The following is an 18,852-nucleotide window of genomic DNA, read 5'->3' as shown; positions in this document are numbered from 1 at the left end:
ATGAAACGTTCTGTACTGTTAGGTCTGTTCGTTACTGCCTCGATGATGGCGTCTGCTTCGTTTGCCGCTGACAAGCCTGCCAGCCTTTGCGATACCAATATCCAGACCATCAACAACGCCAAGGGGCAGCTGTCATCGTCGCCCGAATTGAGTCAGCGTGCCGAGGCCAGTGTGCAGAAGGCACAAGCGCTCAAGGCCCAGGGCAAGATCGACGACTGCGTTGCGGAAACCCAGCAAACCATTCTGGAACTGCGCAAATCCACCGGCACCAACAATTGATCCAGGCCCGGCCAACCTTCGGGTTGGCCTTGACGGCCGATTGGCGTACACTGCGCAGGCTTGCTGCTCTTTAAGATGTACAGAGCATCAGGCTCGGGGCCGTTTAGGATTCGACGCCGGTTGCGAAACTTTAGGTGCATGCCGACTTGGTAACAGAAGTCGTAAATCCACTGTTGCAACTACTTATAGTTGCCAATGACGACCAATACGGTGCTGCTCTCGCTGCTTAATTGCAGCTGACATGCACTCCTGGTACCTTCGGGTCCAGCAATCATCAGGGGATGTCTGTAAACCCAAAATGATTGTCATATAGAACAGAATCGCCGTGCAGTACGTTGTGGACGAAGCGGCTAAAACTTACACAACTCGCCCAAAGCACCCTGCCCGTCGGGTCGCTGAGGGTTAACTTAATAGACACGGCTACGCATGTAGTACCGACAGCGGAGTACTGGCGGACGGGGGTTCAAATCCCCCCGGCTCCACCAAATAAGCGTTAAAAAATCAGGCACTTAGCGAATAGCTACAGTGCCTTTTTTGTGCCTTTCTGGGCTGTTTTGGCTGTGTTATGCCAGCTCTAGACAGCGTGTCTGCCCGTGAAGCCCATCTGCGGCTGTCGCCTTTCCAGTGTCCACCTGATTTTGTTGGGGTCGCTCGTATCGTGGCAGTCAGCGCCCTAGCCGCGGTTTCGTAGGTAGCCCTTCTCCCTGGCAGGGATAAAAACTGCCACAACAACAGTGATCTCCGAGTTCCTACCTACTTGGGTGAGCCGGCCAGCTAGTTTGTGACTCACTCTTCCGCGAAGTAATCACTATCCAGCTGCTTCACTTCGTACACCTGCTTAACGCTCACGCCCAAGTTGTTCTCCACCATCAACCGCGCCAGCTCAACACCATCGATCAGCACCACTTTGATGTCCAACCCTTGCGCTGCAGTACGGGCACCATCGGAAAAATCCGAGGTAGTAATAAACACGCCTTTCCGCGCCCGCTGACGAGTCAGGGCGCCGATGAACTTGTCGATCTCCGGCCGATGTACCGTGTTCGTCCAGCGTTTGGCTTGCAGGTAGATCACGTCGAGGCCGAGCTTGTCCTCCTTGATAATGCCGTCGATGCCGTCATCGTTGGTCGCCTGGGTCGCCTTACCAGCTTCCTTGCGCGAACCGCCGTACCCCATGGCAATCATCAGATCGACCACCAACTGCTCAAAGAAGCTGGGTGTCGCTGCCCGGACCTGCGCCAGCAACTCGTCTGCGAGGGACTGCACAAGCGCCTGATGCGCCTCGGCCAACTGCTCGTCCGGCGTAGTTTCGGCAGTCTCAATGCCCAACTCGGCAGGTGCGTCAGGTGTTTGCGGCTTGGCGGTATGAAAGTTCGCGAACTCGGGAAACTGCTTCAGCCAGCTCACAGTGATGCGCTCGGGGCCACTGACCAAAGCGTCCCGGCCACGCGCAGTGATCTGCACCATGCCCTTGGAGGGAATGCACAGCAGCCCAGCCTTATTCAAGTAGGTGCGAGCCCAGCCCACACGGTTGTTGATCACCGTCTGATGGCCGGAGGGCAGCCGCTCCTTACGCTCGTCCTCGGTCAACTGAAAATGGTTGGCCACCCGCTCACGCAACTCATTGAGAGACAGCGATGCACCGTTCTGCACGGTAGCCAGCACCGGTCGCATGACGCTTTGAAAATCCGGAATTGCCATCATCACTCCCCAACATTATTGGCCGCTTAGATGCCGCGCGAGCCGCCCTTATCGAGCCCGGCCACCGTCTTCAGCATCTTCAAAATCACCAGCGCAAACGCACGGCTCTTGGTCTCGTTATCCAGTACCTCCAGCGACAGCTTCTCGTGGTCGGTCATGGCATCCAACACTGTATCGAGGACGCGCTTGGGGAAAAGACCGTGCATCACTTGCTCAACCGAGTGATTGTTCACTTGAGCCATCACGTCTTCTTGGCGGCTGATGCGCTGGGCGATACCGGTGAGGAACTGCAGTTGGTCGTCGTCCCCCACCTCGGCACCGAAGATATCGTTCAGCGCCTCGATGATTTCCGACAGGAGCTTTTTCTCCGGGTCGTGGGGCTTACCGCTGCCTACATCGCTGCCGGGCTTGAGGGTGTATTCACCGTGTTCTTCGCTCAGCCGCAATTGATGCTCGGCGCGCTTGCTCAGGCGGTAGTGGCTCAGCTGCAGTTCGCCCACGTCCACGTCGTCTTGTTGCAGACGATCCACGCGTAGCAGCGGGTGTAGGTGCTTGGCGTACACACACAGCTGCTCTAGCTCGCGGTCCTCATAAGGCACGATCTGGGAGAGGAACTCATACAGGCGCACAAAGCTCTGCAGGTTCTTGCGGAACAGGTCGAGCTGATCAATTTGCTCGCCAGCCTCTTTCAGCGCGTGCTCGGCCTTTTTCAGGCCGGCGCTGTCGCCGTTGGCTTCGGCGGTGCGCTTGTAATCCAGCGCCTGCTCGCGCGATTCGATCGAGAAAGCATAACGCTTGGCAAAGCGCTCTCTAGCCGGGGCGCAGTAGTAGCTGAGCTTGCTGGCCGCCGCCTTGGGGTCGAAGAAGGCCATGGCGAACGCTTCGACCTCCTGCCAGTGATAAATTCCCTCTGCATCCAGCGTCTTCTGCAGGTCATAAATGATCTGCGGATCAGTCACATCGGTCAGTTCGGCCTTGGTGTAGTAAGGCAAGAAGGCGTCAAGAATGTCCTGCGGCTCGTTGAAAAAGTCGAGGATGAAGGTTTGCTTGCTATCACCGAAAGTGCGGTTCAGCCGCGACAAGGTTTGTACACAGTCCACGCCTTGCAGCTTCTTGTCCACGTACATGGCGCACAGCTTGGGCTGATCGAAGCCGGTCTGGTACTTGTTAGCGGCGATCATCACGTTGAAGTCTTGGGTGTCGAAGGCGTCCGCCAAGTCCCGGCCATTGAGGCCAGCGTTGAGCAGGTTACTGTTTTCCGTCACTTCTTCGGGGATCACCTCATCCGGTAACACGCTACCGGAGAACGCCACCAGCGGGTGCACATCGCTGTAACCCATCTGCTGCACGTAAGCCTTCATCGCCAACTGGTAGCGCACGGCTTCCTGGCGGCTAGTAGTCACCACCATCGCCTTTGCCTGCCCCCCCAGCAGGCCACGGATATTGGCGCGGAAGTGCTCGACGATCACTTCGACCTTTTGGCTAATGTTGTACGGGTGCAGGCGCACCCAGCGTGCCAGCTTGATGCGCGCCTTTTTGCTGTCCACTTCGTCGTCTTCGCCATCCGGGTGGGCGATCTTCCAGGCGGTGCTGTAGGTGGTGTAGTTGCGCAGCACGTCGAGGATAAAACCTTCCTCAATGGCCTGGCGCATGGAGTACAGGTGAAACGCCTCCGGCTTATTGCTTGAGCTGGCTGGCAGCGTCGGGTCGGCCGGGCGCCCGAATAGCTCCAAGGTCTTGGCCTTGGGCGTGGCGGTAAAGGCGTAGTAGCTGATGCGCTCATTCGGTTGACGCGCCTGCACGGCGGCGTCGAGCAGCTCTTCGGCGCTGACTTCTTCCCCTTCCAGGGCATCGCTGCCAAGAATCTGCTTCAGCTTGCTGGCCGATGAGCCGGTTTGCGAGGAATGCGCCTCGTCGGCGATTACCGCATAGCGCCCGCTGGCGAGCTTGGGGTATTTATCCAGCGCGTCGAACAACGCCGGGAACGTCTGAATCGTGACGATGATGATGCGCGTCTGCTCGGCCAGTGCTTCGGCCAGTTGTTCGGATTTACTCTGGTTGCTGGTTTCACGATTGATCTGCTTGACCACGCCTTGGGCATGCTCGAACTGGTAGATGGTGTCCTGCAGCTGCTTATCCAACACGGTGCGGTCGGTAATCACGATCACCGAGTTGAACAACCGTTGGCCGGCATCGTCGTACAGCGAGGCCAGTTGATGCGCCGTCCAGGCGATGGAGTTGGACTTGCCCGAGCCGGCGCTGTGCTGGATCAAATAGCGCTTGCCCGGCCCTTCGGTGCGGGTGGTATCGATTAGCTTATTGACCACTTCCCATTGGTGATAACGCGGGAAGATCATCGTCTCCTTGGTCACCAGCGTTCCATCGAAGCTTTCACTGGTTTTCTTGTCCAAGTGCAGAAAGCGACCCAACACTTTTAGCCACGCATCCGGCTGCAGCAGGCGTTGCCATAAGTAGCTAGTGGAGTATTGGCTGTCGTCCTCAGGTATCGGATTGCCCGCGCCGCCTTCCTCGCTGCCGAGATTAAACGGTAGGAAGAAGGTGTCTTTACCTGCCAGCTTGGTGGTCATCGCCACCTCGTTCTGACCTACGGCAAAGTGCACCAGCGCGCCACGCTTGAAGGTCAGCAGCGGCTCGGGCTTGCGCGTGAGCGGGTCTTTGACCGGGCGGTCTTGGCGGTACTGGCGCTTGGCGTTTTCCACCGACTGCTTGAAGTCGCTTTTCAGCTCCAGCGTGGCGGTGGGGATGCCGTTGACGAACAGCACCAGATCCAGCCGTGGGTTGTAGCTTTGCCCACTGCTGCCAGCCTCACGCGCATGCGGCGAGTAGGACACCTCCGGCACCACGCGCAGGCGGTTGCACTGGTAGCGTTTGAGGGTATCCGGGTTCATGCCGTGGTCGGGCTGGAAGCTGCACAGCTCCACCTTGACTGCCGGTAGTTTGAAACCATGGCGCAGCACATCCAGGGTGCCGCTCTGCTCAAGCTCGCGGACCAGCTTTTGCACCAGCACGCCATCCGGGTCATTCGGGTTAGCCTTGGCGAACTTGTCCCAACGCTCCGGCCAGGCATCCTTGAAGTAGCCCAGCACGTCTTCGGTATACAGCGCGGTGCGCCGGTCGTAGCCGCTGGCGGTGCCGACTAGCCAGCCTTGGGCGGCCAAGGCGTCGATAATGTCGCGTTGAAACTGAGCTTCCTTGCTGTCCGCCATTACATGGCCTCTTGTTCTAATTCTGGAGTTGGCGCGCTGGTCGGTGGCTGCCAGCCGCGCACGTCGATTTTTCCGGTGACGGCGGCGGAGATGAGGGCGGAGCGGCGTTCTTTTAGCAGATCAATAGCCTTGATTCCTTGCTCCAGTAAAGAAGCGAATTCCGCAGTGACTTTTTCTAAAAAGTCAGAGATTTTTATTTGCTCAACTATCGGCGGAAGGGTTACAGGCAGCAGCTTCAATAAGTCCTGACTTAAAGACGCTCTGGTAACCAAATTCATTTCCTTGTTGAAGAAAATACGTAGTCCTTGGTTACGGAAATAATATTTCGAGAACCCAGGCATTAGAGACGTCCCTGTCGGCCTGAATCGAATGAGGAATCCAGCGAAAACAGCATTTGGAAGCTCTTGAAGGCAGGTAGCACTGAAGCCTATCTCTTCAACTGTTTCCGATGTCCGGGTGAAAAGCACATCTCCGTACTCAATCGAGTAACGTTGCCGGTCTTCAGGTGATGATTGAACAAGCCCCGTAACTTCAGCAGGTAACACGTCGTTCTTATACACATCGCCATAACTTACAAAAGGGGAGCCCGACCCGAAAGCCTCTCCTCCAATGTTAATACCGTTTTGGCACTCACCCAGATAACGCAAAGCCTTCACATCCCAATGCGCCGGCACCTCGCCTAGCCACTCCACGCCGGAGTCTTTCATCAGCACCGTAGGGTCGAGGCCTTTGGTGACGGCGCGGAAAATCACGGCCTGGCGCTTTTCTTTGAGCAGTTCGATCAGAAGTTTCTGCTCTTCAATTAGCGCGTCTATACGGGCGGTTTCGTGGTCGAGGAAGCGGGCGATTTTAGTTTGCTCGAATAACTCGGGCGCTGCGATCTTGAAGTTATTAATCACATCAGTGGGCACCCGCTTAAGCCCCCCAGCACCGATCATGCTAGACGTGCAAAAGTTCATATAGCTGCCTTCTTGCACGCGGTAAAAAAGATACTCCGTATTAACACCCTTATAGGGTCTGAGTACGTTGATTTCGCTGGAGCCAAACCCAATTCCATTAGTCAACCCCTTGGCAATCGCAACATTCATGTTCTCGAAGCAAGGAGTGACCTTGGCCTGAAGTACGTCTCCGTCCTCGAAATAGGTGTAGCCGCCAATAACCTCTTCGATGGGGCGCTCTTCGTCCAGCTGAACAACACCAGTTTTCAGCTTCTCCATGGGCACAAAGCTGCATAGCTGCTTAGTATCACCAGCGAAACCTGACTTCCTCGGATTGAGTAATGCGAGATGCTTTATAGGCATCAACTTCCAATGCTCTGGTACCTCGCCTAGCCACTCCACCCCGGAATCCTTGTACACCGGATACTTCAGAACCGCACTCAGGTTTTCCCTGCCCTCGCCCCACGGGTCAATGGCTACGCCGTTGTACAAATATTCTCCCGACAAACTTGTCATGCCGACAGCCCCTCAATCATCTGCTTGATGCGGTCAGTGCAGGCTTTCAAGTCGCTATCGATCTCGGCCAACGGGCGCGGTGGTTGAAACACATAGAAATGGCGGTTAAAGGGAATCTCGAAACCGACAATGCCGACCTCACCATCCTGCGCATCGGTTTTGCTCTCGTCGATCCAGGCATCCGAGACATGGGGGATGACTTCGCGCTGGAAGTAGTCGTACACCGACTCGCCCAGCGGCACATTCTCGTTGTCGCGCAGGCCAGTGTCCGCTTCCGGCTGGCCCTTGGTGGTGCAGATATCCGCCTCTGAATCACGCTCGCTCAGGGCGCTCATCAGGGCTTTCAGTTCCGGCGTGCTGAGGCTGACGCTGTGCGCGGTGAGGACTTTTTTCAGCAGCTTGCTGAACTGCTCGCGGTTGCGGTGCAATACGCTGGCGTCCATTGCTTGCAGGGCGGCTTGCAGCTGCTGCAGGGCGGCGCTGTCGAGCTTCTGCAGGGCTTTTTCTTCCAGCACTTTAGCGATGCGCTCGGCGCTGGTTTGGAAGTTCAGCCGCAGCGGGCGCTCGACGGTGATACGGCGGTATCCGAAGGCGTCGATGGGGAAGATTTTGCTCTGTGCGGTTTGCTCGAAGCTGCCATACAGGCGCACCAGCTCGCTGATTTGATCCTCGGTGATGTACTGGCGTTTGCTGCCCAGCGACTTGCGCATTTTGGCGTAGTGCTGGCTGCCATCGATCAACTGCACCTTACCCTGGCGCGCAGCGGTCTTGTGGTTGCTGAGTATCCACACATAGGTAGCGATGCCGGTGTTGTAGAACATGTCGGTGGGCAGCGCGATGATGGCTTCAACCAGATCATTCTGCAGCAGGTAGCGGCGAATCTCCGACTCACCCGAACCCGCACCGCCGGTAAACAGCGGCGAGCCGTTGAGGATGATGCCGATGCGCGAGCCACCGTCGCGCGGGTCACGCATCTTGCTAACCAGGTGCAGGAGGAACAGAAGCGAGCCATCGGACACACGCGGCAGGCCGGGGCCGAAACGACCGTCGAAGCCCTTGTGGCTGTGCTCGTCGGTGATCTGCTTCTGCACCTTTTTCCATTCCACGCCGAACGGCGGGTTGCTGAGCATAAAGTCGAAGTGATGTTCAGGGCCGGTCAGTTGGTCGTTGGACAGGGTATTGCCGAGCTTTATGTTCTCGACCTTCTGGCCCTTGATCAGCATATCGGCCTTGCAGATGGCGTAGGACTCGGGGTTGAGCTCCTGGCCGTGCAGCGACACGCTGACATTTTCGCTGATGGACTGGATGTACTCATCACCCTCAGACAGAAAGCCGCCGGTGCCGGCGGTTGGGTCGTAGATGGTGACGATGTTGTTGGGCGCGAGCTTCCCGTCCTGCCCGGTGATCACCAGCGAGGTAGTCAGGTGCACGATATCGCGCGGAGTGAAATGCTCCCCGGCTGTTTCGTTGGAGCTTTCCGCAAACTTGCGAATCAGCTCCTCGAAGATGATGCCCATACCGAAGTTGCTGATGCGCTCAGGACTGAGATCAGTGGCAGCGAAACGTTGCACCACCTGATACAGCAGGTTGGCGGTTTCCAGCTGTTGGACGAAATCCTCAAAGTGGAAGTGCTCGAAGATCTCGCGGGCATCCTTGCTGAACGCCTGCACGTAGCTCATCAGGTCGGCGGCAGTCTGGGTGTCGGACAGGCTTTCCAGAGTTAGCTTGGAGCTATTGAAGAACTGCAGTCCGCCTGCGGCGCGCAGCATATACATCTCGCGCACGGTATCCGGGCGGCCTTCCTGAGCGTAGGACTCGCGAATCACGGCATCCTTGGTGGGCGCCAGAACGCATTCCATACGGCGTAGCAGGGTGAACGGCAGGATGATGCGACCGTACTGGGACTGCTTGAAGTCACCGCGCAGCAGATCGGCAATGGACCATAGAAACGCGGCCGTCTGGGAATGATTTTCCGTGTTCACGCAATAATTCCTCGGAGTACGGGCAAAATCGCAAGTCTATCACCAGAGGAGGCTCATCCGGAGCGTGTGCTTTAGCGATCAGGACGTAAGGATCGCAACCCGAGTCAAACGCTGGGACTTAATCGCTCAAGCGTATACACCCGTGCACCGGCCCCCACGAACACCGGAAGAGCCGTTTCCTTACATTGAGGTACCTGCTTCCAGATTCTTAAAATTTCAACATTGAAATTCAGCAAGCTGAGAGGCGTCTCACTTCCGAAGCCTTGCGGTTTTCCGACCCTGTACACCGCGTCAATCGCCAGAGTACACGGGTCAAAAATGTAACCCTCACCATTGGCAACTATCCCAATGGCTGCGTATCGTCGCGTGTCTGCCAATAACAAAGGATTTGCCGTGTTCTGGAACAAGGAAAAGAGGATCAAGGTTGAGTTGATGTCACCCGTCAATCTTACGCTACCCCTAGGGAGGGATTGCTCGGTGGCGACCGAAACAGCGCCTCCGGTGGATCAACCGAAGGTCAACACGGAGCTCGCTTTCAAGCTTTTGATTTACGGGGCGGTTGTGTCACAGGCAGCTCTATTAATCATCGGATATTCGCTGCTGGTCGGTTACTACGAGCAGTTTGGCATTGATACGAACGAGCTAACCCTTGGCACACCTACCCTGCTGCTTTACGGATACATAAACATATTGTCGGGCGCTTTGTCCGTCACACATCGATTACCCTTGCTAGGTCCTGGCCTACTAGCTGCTGCTTACATCTGCGTATCCGCGTTGTTCCTTTTACTCATCACAAAACGACTGAAGGAAGGCGTCATCATTGGCTTATCGAGCTGGATCGGTTTCTCGTTACTGCTCATCTCTTTTGCTCCTGGAATAGGCGTTCAGAATGGCGCAGACATGGGCTTGAAAGACTTCGCTGAATATACGCATCAGGAAGTGCCTAAAGGACTGGATGATATTCATACAGTCATAACTGATAAAGGCGAAAGGCTCACTGGCTACTTGATCCTCGCGGATAGCAAATCCACCTTTCTCCTGATGGGCACCAAGGTACTTAAAGTAGATGGAGTCAAAGGCCGGATCATCCGTGAAACAGAGTTACGAGTGAAGGAACCTGCTTCGAAGAAACCCAACTGATGCGCGAGCTTATGAGGGCAAACAAAATGCTTTGTGTATACCCATCTGTATACCGAGTTCTTTAAAGCCACGATAAGCCAATGTTTATTGGGGCTTCCCTAATCAGTTCAATTGCCTCTTCAACGACAAGGCCTGCCCAGTACGGGCCTTGTCGCATCTGGAAATTCATATCCGAAGAGCAAGCTCCGATCCTCCCCGTCAACATCCTAGGAAATTTCCCTCAACCCGCGTCGACTTCCATGAACTAGTCCCCCCGCCCCCACCCGGTTACCCTCCACCCCTCGCAACAAACAGGTGAACGGCACTACCCCGCCGCAGCGCAAGGATCACCCCTCACATGGAGTCCGGTCATGAAAAAAGACACCCCCGATCCATCCGAAAATTCCCCGGTTGCCGAGTCCAGGACGATCTCGACTTCCGAACGGCCAATTACCGTTGCCCGCAGGCGCAATTCCCGGCTTCTTCCAGTTGATCAGATCTTCAGCGTGCGCCCCGACGCCGACCTGGTCACTCTGTTGACCCACGCCAGCCAGAATCTCGCGGCACTCAATATGATGGCGCATGATCTGGTCCATCGACCGGATGAGGTGCAACGTGCGCGGATCGTTGCGATGCATCAGTTGGCGGGGTTGGCGGAGATGCTGGTCAGCAGCGCCCTGAACAAGCTTGATCCATTGCAGCAGGCGGCCGATTCGAAGCCGGTTATCTGCCACTGACCCTCTTGAAAGAGCCGAAATCAGGGGGCCTGGCGTCTTGAGCTAAGGTGCAGCGAGATGAATTTTTCTTCACTGCTCCGCTTTCGCCAAAGCTGTAAAGTCCGCTCGCTCATTCAAGAAACTACGGTTCGCCCGCTCTCCTGCGGGCTTTTTTTTGCCCGGGTTTTGGCCACGCGTTTGTGTTTTGCAGCCCACCGCGCAATTCTGGCGATCAACCCCGATCCCCGGAGCCCCCAATGCCGCTGTTGACCCTGCCCTGCCAACGCCTGACGCTCGCGGTGCTCGATCCGGATCAGGCGCCTCTGGAAAGCGATTTCTATCAACGCAACCTGCGCCATCTCGCCCCGTGGTCACCGATTCGCACCACCGATTACTTCTCCACCGAACAGATCCGCCGACGTCTCGAAGTCCAGGCCAGCGCTTTCGATGCCGGGCTGGCGGTGCACATGGCGCTGCTGACTCCGGACGGTCAGCAAATGATCGGTGCGTGCAATTTCAGCGGGATCATTCGTGGCGCATTCCAGGCGTGTTATCTGGGTTATCACATCGATGCAGCCCATCAGGGTCAGGGCCTGATGCAGGAGGCGCTGGAATCCGCGATCGCCTACATGTTCGAGACCCAGAACCTGCACCGGATCATGGCCAATTACATTCCCGGCAATGAACGTAGTGCGCGGCTACTTGAGCGCCTTGGGTTCGAGAAAGAAGGCTACGCCAAGGCTTATCTGAACATTGCCGGACGCTGGCAAGACCATGTGCTGACGGCACTGGTCAATCCGGCATTCGAAGCACCGGATCAGCGCTGGTCGCGGCGTCTTGCGTGAGTTTCACAATTTGTTAAGCATTGGCGAAGTATGCTCACGCCTCTCGCCCCTTCCGGTTATCTGAAACCTATGTCGTCGCGTGCCGCCACTTCCCTGTTCCTGCTTGCCGCCCTGCTGTTTTTCTTCGCGCTGGGTAACCATCAATTGCAAGGCTCCACCGAGGCCCGCGTCGCTGGCATCGCCATGGAGATGCATCTGGACGATGACTGGGTGACGCCCCGTCTGTTCGGCGAACCGTTTCTGGAAAAACCGCCCCTGAGTCTGTGGCTGGACGCCGGCGCCATGCGCGTGTTCGGTGTTTCTCCATGGGCGGTGCGGCTGGCGTCGGCGGTGGCCGGTCTGCTCAGCGTGATGATTCTGTACGGCATGCTGCGGCGCTTCGGGCGACCGAAAGCGATTGCGTGGACGGCGGGGATTCTGCTGGCAACCATGGCCAGTTACTGGAGCAACGTGCGCGGGGTTGGCGAGGATGCCTTGCTCGCGCTCGGCGTGACCACGGCACTGTTGGCGTTCTTCCAGGCGCAACGAGCGTCGACCCTCGGCAATTCGCTGCTGTTTGTGGTCGGGATCGCGATCGCCACGTTGAGCAAAGGCGTGCTCGGTCTGGCGATGCCGGGGGTGGTGATTTTTGCTTACCTGCTGGCCGACAACCTGATGGACAGGCGCTTCAAACTGACCGAGTGGTTGCGGCCCGGTTTGTTGACAGCGCTCGGGTTGATCCCGCTGCTGATCTGGCTCGCGGTGCTCTATCAGCACGGCGGCGCTCAGGCAGTCAGAGAAGTACTGCTGACTAACAGCGTCGGGCGTTTCAGCGGGTCGTTCGTAGAGGCTGGGCACTACGAACCGTTTTATTACTACATCGCCAAACTGCCCGAAGCGTTCCTGCCCTGGAACATTCTGGTGTACCTGGGGCTGTGGCATTTCCGCAAACAATTGAAGGCCAATCGTTACCTGCTGTTTTTCAGCCTGTGGATCGTTGCGCAGTTCATCATGCTGACCCTGGCGTCGAGTAAACGCACGGTGTACCTGATGTCGATGACACCGGCGGCGGCGGTGATTGCGGCGGAATATGCAGGCGTACTGTTCGACAGGTTGAAGGACCGTAACAGCGGGTTTGTCGGATGGATCGCCCGTCATCGTCAGGCACTGGCGACCGGTATCCTGACCGTGGTGATCGCCAGCTACCTCGGCGCCGCGCAATGGGCACTGCCAAACGCAGACAAGGAATTGTCATTCCTGCCATTGACCCAACACATCCAGTCGCTGCAAGCCAGCGGCCATCAGGTCGCACTGTTCCAGGCCAACGAACGGGTCGGCGGCGCCAGCGTGTTCTACACCCAGAGCGTCCTCAAGGGCCTGGACACCGATGCGCAATTAAAGGACTTCCTCAGTGCCTCGCCTTCCAACATCGCGGTGATGTCAGGGGACAGCGAACCCGCCGCACCGCTGAAGGTGCTCAAGGTCATGATGGTCGGGCGCCAGGCGTACTACTTCGTAGGCTATTGATACAGCGATGCACCAACAAAAAAACCGCCGGTCATGGCGGTTTTTTCATTTCAATCGCGATGCTTCAGAGAGCAGCCTCAGGCTGAGCACTGAAGACCTGCCGCTCACGCTTGCTCAGCACCGGCAACTCCAGACGCGCCCGTCCATAAAACGCCAGCGCCGTCAGCAAACACGCCAGCCAGACAAAGATACCGGCCCAGAACGTGTGGGACATGTAGTGCCAGCCCTGCAGGACCCGCGTGGTGCCGTAGACGAAACCGAGCAACAGCGATCCCCACAACAAGGCGCTGGAGAATCGCCACTGATACCGACGCGCGACAAAATACAGCGCCAGCATGGTGAAACCGCCGGACGCATGTCCGCCCGGCCAGCAACGACCGTCACCGGCTTCATGGAACAGCTGGAAATTGCTGTACCACTCGATGTGAGCCATTTTGCCGCCGTACAGCGTCGTTTCGATCGGGCAGTAAACGCTGGTGTGGGCCTTGAGGAAGTGAATCACGCCGGTACACACCGCGAAGGCCACCACCACAAACAGAAAATCCCGGCGATGGTCAGCGGTAAAACGCAGCACCGGCGCCACTTTGCAGCGTTCCAGAAACCCGGCGAGGCCCGGGCGCTTCTGCGGATTGACCAACGGCCAGATCACCGACAGCATCGCGCCGATCAGCGCGATTTCAGCGGTCCAGTTCGGAATGATCCGCGCCCACTTGTGGGTCAGCTTTTCAAAGAAGTGAATCTTGTCGAGCGGGAAGGTATTGGTCAGCGGATCGAACAGCAGGTTGCTGAAGGCGATGTCGATGTTCGTCATGTCGAACATCAGAAACACCACCGCCGCACAAAACAGCGGGATGCCGAAGTTGTAAGCGTAAAAGCGAGAAGTCATCGGGTGGTCACCGTGCGCCAGTCAGAGGCCTCGATGAAGCCGAGCATTTTTGGAGCCGCCGGGCTGGCAGCGGAAACGAACAGTGAAGAACCATAGCCAAGGGTAGAGGCCGGGACCTTGAGGTCTTTCTCCATCTGCGCCATGCATTCGCTGTGAGTGACCAGGATCAGGTTACGCCCCGGCACCTTGTGCGCGAGCGCGTCCTGCAACATGCGGCCCTTGCAACTGATCAACCAGTCTTCACCGGTCGTCGCCCGGTTGAACATGTAACCGGCGGTCTGCACGGTGCGCGTCATCGGGCTGTTATAGATGTCGGCATGGTTCAGGCCCAGGCGCTCGAATTGCGCGCCGACGGCGACCGCGACACTGCGCGAACGATCGGTGATGCCGTCATTGCCGCTCAGGCATGCGGCCTTGGAGTGATCGCAGCGCTCGACATGACGCACCAGCACGATCATGTCGCCCTTGGCCCAACCGGTCGCCAATGCCTGCGCGCCGGCCACATTGCCGTGAGCGAGGTCTGGCACCGCCGCCGGAGCCAGCAGCCACAAGGTCAACGGAATCACCAGCGCCGAGGCCGCCAGTACGACCCCGAGGTTTCGAAAACGGGCCAAACCACTCAAATCGATCGAGCGTTTGACGCCGAACAGACTCAGTCTCAATTCCACAAAAATTCGCCTCGCCAGCCTATATCACTGTCATTTGATGCGGCGAAGGTACAGACGCCCCCGTGGGCGCCCGGTGAAACTCATGTGAAAAAAGTCTTGGGATCCCTTGTTACAAATTCCGTCGGACAAAATCCTTTCAGCTCCGGGATTTGCGGCCGATACAGTCCTGCTAACACCCTTGCTGGCTCAAAAAAACAACAATCTTCCAGCCTAACCGACGATCAAGAAGCACAACGTTTCTGGAGGAATTGTGATGAATAGCTGGTTCGGCAACATCAGCGTGAACCTCAAACTGGGGCTGGGATTCGGTCTCGTCCTGGCCCTGACCTGCATTCTGGCCCTGACCGGCTGGACCAGCCTGGGCGGCCTGATTGACCGCAGCAACTGGATGAGTGACATCACCCAGCTCAACTCTGGCCTGACCAAGCTGCGCGTGGTGCGCCTGCAATACATGCTGACCAACGGCGATGAAACCGCCGCGCAGAACGTGCAGACCACTCTCGACGGCTTCGCTGCGCAACAGCAGGCGCTGATCGGCAAATTCAAGAGCCCGGAAAACGTCAAGTTGCTCAAGGCGCAGGCGGCGACCATCGCCGAGTACCAGACGTCCCTGAACAAGATGCGCAACGCCTACCGCACCGGCAACACGGCGCGCGACACCATGAGCGTCAATGCCGAGACCGCGTACAACCTGATCGAATCGATCAGCACCCGCGTCCAGCAGATGGCCATGAGCGAACAGCGTTTCGAGCAGTTCCAGGCCATTACCGCCGCCAAGGAAGCCTTCATCCTGGCGCGCTATGAAGTGCGCGGCTACACCGCCACCACCAACGCCGAGACCGAGCAGAAAGCCGTCGGACAGCTGGACGTGGCCATTGCCAGCCTCAAGCAACTGAACGCGCACTTCGCCGACACTCAGCAAGACGCCCTGCGTCAGCTGGAAACCGCGCTGACCAACTACCGCAGCGCGTTGCAGGCTTACAAGAACGCCAACACCGAGGCGGTGCAGGCACGCAAGGAAATGACCGATCAGGGCGCCACCATCGTGACCCTGAGCGAGCAGATGTATCAGATCCAGCTCGACCGTCGTGACGTGGAAAGCGCTCAGGCCCGCACCCTGCAACTGATCAGCACCCTGCTGGCCTTGCTGGTGGGCGTCATCGCTGCCTTCATCATCACCCGCCAGATCACCCGCCCGCTGCAGGAAACCATGGCCGTGGTCGACCGCATCGCCAGCGGCGACCTGAGCCACAACGTGATCGTTACTCGCCGCGACGAACTCGGCGTGCTGCAACAAGGCATCGCGCGCATGGGCGTGACTCTGCGTGACCTGATCAGCGGCATCCGCGACGGCGTGACCCAGATCGCCAGTGCTGCCGAAGAACTGTCGGCCGTCACCGAGCAAACCAGCGCCGGCGTCAACAGCCAGAAGATCGAGACCGATCAGGTGGCCACCGCCATGCACGAAATGACTGCCACCGTGCAGGAAGTCGCGCGCAACGCCGAAGAAGCCTCGCAAGCCGCAGCCGCCGCTGACGGCGAAGCCCGCGAAGGCGACAAGGTCGTGAACGAAGCCATCGCCCAGATCGAGCGTCTGGCCAGCGAAGTGGTGCGTTCCACCGAAGCCATGAGCGTGCTGCAACAGGAAAGCGACAAGATCGGCAGCGTCATGGACGTGATCAAGGCCGTCGCCGAACAGACCAACCTGCTGGCCCTCAACGCCGCCATCGAAGCCGCCCGTGCCGGTGAAGCCGGTCGCGGTTTTGCCGTGGTCGCCGACGAAGTCCGTGGCCTGGCCCAGCGCACCCAGAAATCCACCGAGGAAATCGAAGGTCTGGTGGCCGGTCTGCAGAACGGCACTCAGCAAGTTGCCGCCGTGATGAACAACAGCCGCGCCCTGACCGACAGCAGCGTCGCCCTGACCCGCAAGGCCGGCGATTCCCTGGAAAACATCACCCGCACGGTGTCGAACATCCAGTCGATGAACCAACAGATCGCCGCTGCCGCCGAACAGCAAAGCGCCGTGGCCGAAGAAATCAGCCGCAGCATCATCAACGTCCGCGACGTGTCGGAACAGACGGCGGCGGCGAGTGATGAAACGGCCAAGTCGAGTGTTGAACTCGCGCGGTTGGGTGGGCAGTTGCAGCAGATGGTGAGCCATTTCCGCGTCTGATGTTCAGCGTCGAATAGCAACTCACAACAAAAAGCCCGCGCCTGAAATGATTCATCATCACTTCGGACGCGGGCTTTTTTTGAGTGTTAAAAACGACTACGCCATCGCTCCGGTCACCCAAGGGTTGATTACCTCTACCCCGCTGAACTCAAAGTCCTTCACATTGCGAGTAGCAATCGGCACTCCATGAGTCCGACAGATGGCTGCTATCTGCGCATCCGCCATCGATGCGGCTCTCCCCTTTGACTCGCAATCTGCAACCAGTGTCGCGTATTCGACGGCGGCATGCGCATCGAAGGGCAAAATTCGTCCGGCGAAGTCCTCTTCGAACATCGCCATGGCAAGGGCTTCAAGATTTTGTTTGCGCTTTCCCGAGGGAAGCCGCGCGATTCCGTGGAGTATTTCTGCCACCGTTATCGCGCTGATTGCCAAATCCATCGAGGGTTGAGCATCAACCCAGGTAAGCACCCGGGTCTCAGGTTCAACGCGCATAAACTCTGAAAGAACGTTGGTATCGAGCACTATCATTCAGAAAAATCCACCCCGGCAGCTTTCTCTGAACGCTCAGGCAGATCAAGATCCACTCCGCCGACAGCACTGAACCTATTACGTATCCGACTTCCAAGACCTCCGGCACGATCAACTGTTGCCAAGGCCCGGCCGAGTATCAGACGAGCCTCTTCTTCCATGGAGTGTCCGTTGTGAGCGGCAGTGATCCGCAACTGCTCCTTGAGCTTTTCATCAAGGTTTCGAATGGTGATGCTGGCCATGATGCCTCCTGCAATCAATGAAATCATTGATTGCAGGCTAGCACACTGGTTCTTGCTGAAACTTGAAAAACTGCCGAACGGCCGATTTACCTGTTCAGCGCGTCCCCCGCTGCCGCAACGCCGACGGCATGAAATACGAATCCTCCGGCACCGGTTGCGAGAAGTCGACGGTCGAGGCCTCTTCGTTATCCAGGTTCTGCACGTAGTACCGACGGGCCTGCAAGTCGTGGAAAACGTCGAGTGCGCTCCAGGTGGTGGGCAGGTCGTAGAAGTTTTTCAGGTAGGCCATCGACACGCGCCACAGCTCCCCTCGCCCGTCGTATTGATCCACCAGGGCGGCGCCCCAGCTGTCTTCGTCGAGGAACAGTACGCGTTTGGAATAGATATGCCGCGCGCCCGGCTTGAGCGTGCCTTCGACCACCCAGACCCGGTGCAGCTCGTAGCGGGTGTATTGCGGGTTGAGGTGGCCGGGGGTCAGGAGTTGGGCGTATTTCACGTCGGGGCTGCCGACTTTGTAGTTGTTGTAGGGAATGTAGATCTCTTGCTTGCCCTTGAGCTTCCAGTCGAAGCGGTCCGGCGAGCCGTTGAACAGGTCGGTGTCGTCTGCGGTGCGCAGGCCATCGGAGGATGCGATCGGCGTGTCGTACGCCAGGTTCGGTGCGCGGCGGACGCGGCGTTGGCCGGCGTCATAGATCCAGGCCTGGCGGGCATCCTTGAGCTGGTCCAGGGTTTCGTGAACCAGCGCTGCGCCACCGGCCAGACGCGCCGGGCTTTTCACGAAGGCGAGGTAGTAGAACAGGATGTTTTTCAGGTCGGCGAACTGGCCGCCCGGGCGGTAGTAGTTGAAGAAACCTTCCTGCTGCGAAGTCACCAGCGCGAAACTTCCGTTGCGTTGTACCGGTGCTTCGGAGGCGCGACGAACAACGTAGATACCGCGATAGCGAGTGATGTGATTCCACAACACTTCGACCCCGTCCTTGGGCACCGGAAACGGCACGCCGCCATAGGCATCGGCGAATCCGCTGCCGCCCTCCAGCAACTTGGCCGAGGTCGCATTTTTCAGGGTGTTGTCATACAGCCACTGCGGTGCGGAGCCGGATCGACGCGAAGGGTAGACCGGCATCTGGAAGGTGTCGGGATAGCTGTTGAACAGGGCGATCTGACCGGGGCTGAGATGCGCCTTGTATTGGTCGAGATTGGCCTTGGTGATGGTGAACAGCGGTTTGTCCGCCGCGTACGGATCAAGGTGATGTTGGCCGGGTTTGTAGCCGGCCGGTGCCTGGGTGATGCCGCCGGTCCAGGCCGGGATGGTGCCGGCCGCGTTGCCGGCGCGCTCGGCGCCCATGGGGGTCAGCGTGGTTTTCAGTTGTTCGGCTTGCTGGGGCGAGATGGCGGCCAGGGTGCTGGCGGCGGTGAGGCTCAAAAGCAGCGCCAGTGTGATTTGGGTCAGTCGTGCAGCTTGAAACATGATCGTTCTCCGAAGTGACAAGACGCCGCGTATCGCCAGTGGGAGCGGGCTTGCTCGCGAA

Annotated in this window: 15 protein-coding genes, 1 other RNA gene and 1 pseudogene; 8 read left to right on the top strand and 9 right to left on the bottom strand. The window is 57.9% G+C overall.

Annotated features, from left to right (window positions below; genetic code table 11):
• Both ACW9HX_RS03350 and ssrA read left to right on the top strand, forming a co-directional pair.
• The gene (locus tag ACW9HX_RS03350) at positions 1–279 is read left to right on the top strand and encodes a hypothetical protein (protein ID WP_102619387.1); all 279 of its coding nucleotides are present in this window, start codon (positions 1–3) and stop codon (positions 277–279) included.
• A 95-nt stretch (positions 280–374) separates the two neighbouring features.
• Positions 375–764, top strand: a transfer-messenger RNA (tmRNA) gene (gene ssrA, locus ACW9HX_RS03345).
• 301 nt (positions 765–1,065) lie between these two features.
• Here the strand turns inward: ssrA and ACW9HX_RS03340 are convergent.
• The 4 genes from ACW9HX_RS03340 to ACW9HX_RS03325 are packed head-to-tail and all read right to left on the bottom strand — an operon-like array spanning position 1,066 to position 8,640.
• Positions 1,066–1,977 (bottom strand): restriction endonuclease, encoded by a 912-nt coding sequence (locus ACW9HX_RS03340; RefSeq protein WP_457379498.1) that lies wholly within the window; start codon positions 1,975–1,977, stop codon positions 1,066–1,068.
• 26 nt (positions 1,978–2,003) lie between these two features.
• A complete protein-coding gene (locus tag ACW9HX_RS03335) occupies positions 2,004–5,204 on the bottom strand; it encodes a type I restriction endonuclease subunit R (protein WP_457379497.1) in 3,201 nt (1,066 codons plus the stop codon).
• Positions 5,204–6,658 carry a restriction endonuclease subunit S gene (locus ACW9HX_RS03330; protein WP_457379496.1) on the bottom strand — a complete coding sequence of 485 codons (1,455 nt, stop codon included), beginning with the start codon at positions 6,656–6,658 and terminating at the stop codon, positions 5,204–5,206. Before ACW9HX_RS03330 ends, ACW9HX_RS03335 begins: the two co-directional genes overlap by 1 nt.
• Positions 6,655–8,640 carry a type I restriction-modification system subunit M gene (locus ACW9HX_RS03325; protein ID WP_457379495.1) on the bottom strand — a complete coding sequence of 662 codons (1,986 nt, stop codon included), beginning with the start codon at positions 8,638–8,640 and terminating at the stop codon, positions 6,655–6,657. Before ACW9HX_RS03325 ends, ACW9HX_RS03330 begins: the two co-directional genes overlap by 4 nt.
• Positions 8,641–9,033: 393 nt before the next feature.
• On the opposite strand from ACW9HX_RS03325, the gene ACW9HX_RS03320 reads away from it, so the two are divergent.
• The 4 genes from ACW9HX_RS03320 (at position 9,034) to ACW9HX_RS03305 (ending at position 12,826) form a co-directional block, all read left to right on the top strand.
• Positions 9,034–9,780: a hypothetical protein gene (locus tag ACW9HX_RS03320; RefSeq protein WP_457379494.1), complete on the top strand. Its 747-nt coding sequence runs from the start codon at positions 9,034–9,036 to the stop codon at positions 9,778–9,780.
• 350 nt (positions 9,781–10,130) lie between these two features.
• Positions 10,131–10,496 (top strand): DUF6124 family protein, encoded by a 366-nt coding sequence (locus ACW9HX_RS03315; RefSeq protein WP_457379493.1) that lies wholly within the window; start codon positions 10,131–10,133, stop codon positions 10,494–10,496.
• Positions 10,497–10,732: 236 nt separating this feature from the next.
• Positions 10,733–11,320, top strand: coding sequence for a ribosomal protein S5-alanine N-acetyltransferase (gene rimJ / locus ACW9HX_RS03310; RefSeq protein ID WP_457379492.1), 588 nt, complete (start codon positions 10,733–10,735; stop codon positions 11,318–11,320).
• Between the two features lie 30 nt (positions 11,321–11,350).
• Positions 11,351–12,826 carry an ArnT family glycosyltransferase gene (locus ACW9HX_RS03305; protein WP_457379491.1) on the top strand — a complete coding sequence of 492 codons (1,476 nt, stop codon included), beginning with the start codon at positions 11,351–11,353 and terminating at the stop codon, positions 12,824–12,826.
• Positions 12,827–12,890: 64 nt separating this feature from the next.
• Here the strand turns inward: ACW9HX_RS03305 and ACW9HX_RS03300 are convergent, their stop codons facing one another.
• A complete protein-coding gene (locus ACW9HX_RS03300; protein WP_457379490.1) occupies positions 12,891–13,712 on the bottom strand; it encodes a phosphatase PAP2 family protein in 822 nt (273 codons plus the stop codon).
• Positions 13,709–14,380 carry a lipopolysaccharide core heptose(II)-phosphate phosphatase PmrG gene (pmrG, locus tag ACW9HX_RS03295; RefSeq protein ID WP_457379489.1) on the bottom strand — a complete coding sequence of 224 codons (672 nt, stop codon included), beginning with the start codon at positions 14,378–14,380 and terminating at the stop codon, positions 13,709–13,711. Before pmrG ends, ACW9HX_RS03300 begins: the two co-directional genes overlap by 4 nt.
• A 253-nt stretch (positions 14,381–14,633) precedes the next feature.
• On the opposite strand from pmrG, the pseudogene ACW9HX_RS03290 reads away from it, so the two are divergent.
• Positions 14,634–15,695 (top strand): annotated as a pseudogene (locus ACW9HX_RS03290) (methyl-accepting chemotaxis protein); the annotation flags it as partial.
• Positions 15,690–16,553: a methyl-accepting chemotaxis protein gene (locus ACW9HX_RS03285; protein ID WP_457379586.1), complete on the top strand. Its 864-nt coding sequence runs from the start codon at positions 15,690–15,692 to the stop codon at positions 16,551–16,553. The pseudogene ACW9HX_RS03290 and the gene ACW9HX_RS03285, both read left to right, overlap by 6 nt.
• 96 nt (positions 16,554–16,649) lie before the next feature.
• Here the strand turns inward: ACW9HX_RS03285 and ACW9HX_RS03280 are convergent, their stop codons facing one another.
• From ACW9HX_RS03280 to ACW9HX_RS03270, 3 genes are all read right to left on the bottom strand, one after another.
• Positions 16,650–17,081, bottom strand: coding sequence for a PIN domain-containing protein (locus tag ACW9HX_RS03280; protein ID WP_457379488.1), 432 nt, complete (start codon positions 17,079–17,081; stop codon positions 16,650–16,652).
• On the bottom strand, positions 17,078–17,323 hold the full coding sequence (locus ACW9HX_RS03275) for a FitA-like ribbon-helix-helix domain-containing protein (RefSeq protein ID WP_248738370.1): 246 nt from the start codon (positions 17,321–17,323) through the stop codon (positions 17,078–17,080). Before ACW9HX_RS03275 ends, ACW9HX_RS03280 begins: the two co-directional genes overlap by 4 nt.
• A 94-nt stretch (positions 17,324–17,417) precedes the next feature.
• Positions 17,418–18,791: a DUF1329 domain-containing protein gene (locus ACW9HX_RS03270; RefSeq protein WP_457379487.1), complete on the bottom strand. Its 1,374-nt coding sequence runs from the start codon at positions 18,789–18,791 to the stop codon at positions 17,418–17,420.
• Positions 18,792–18,852: the final 61 nt, after the last annotated feature.

The organism is Pseudomonas sp. SDO52101_S400, assembly GCF_054071635.1.
Note: the sequence above shows the minus strand (reverse complement) of the source record. Positions and strands in the feature narration are given on the sequence as shown.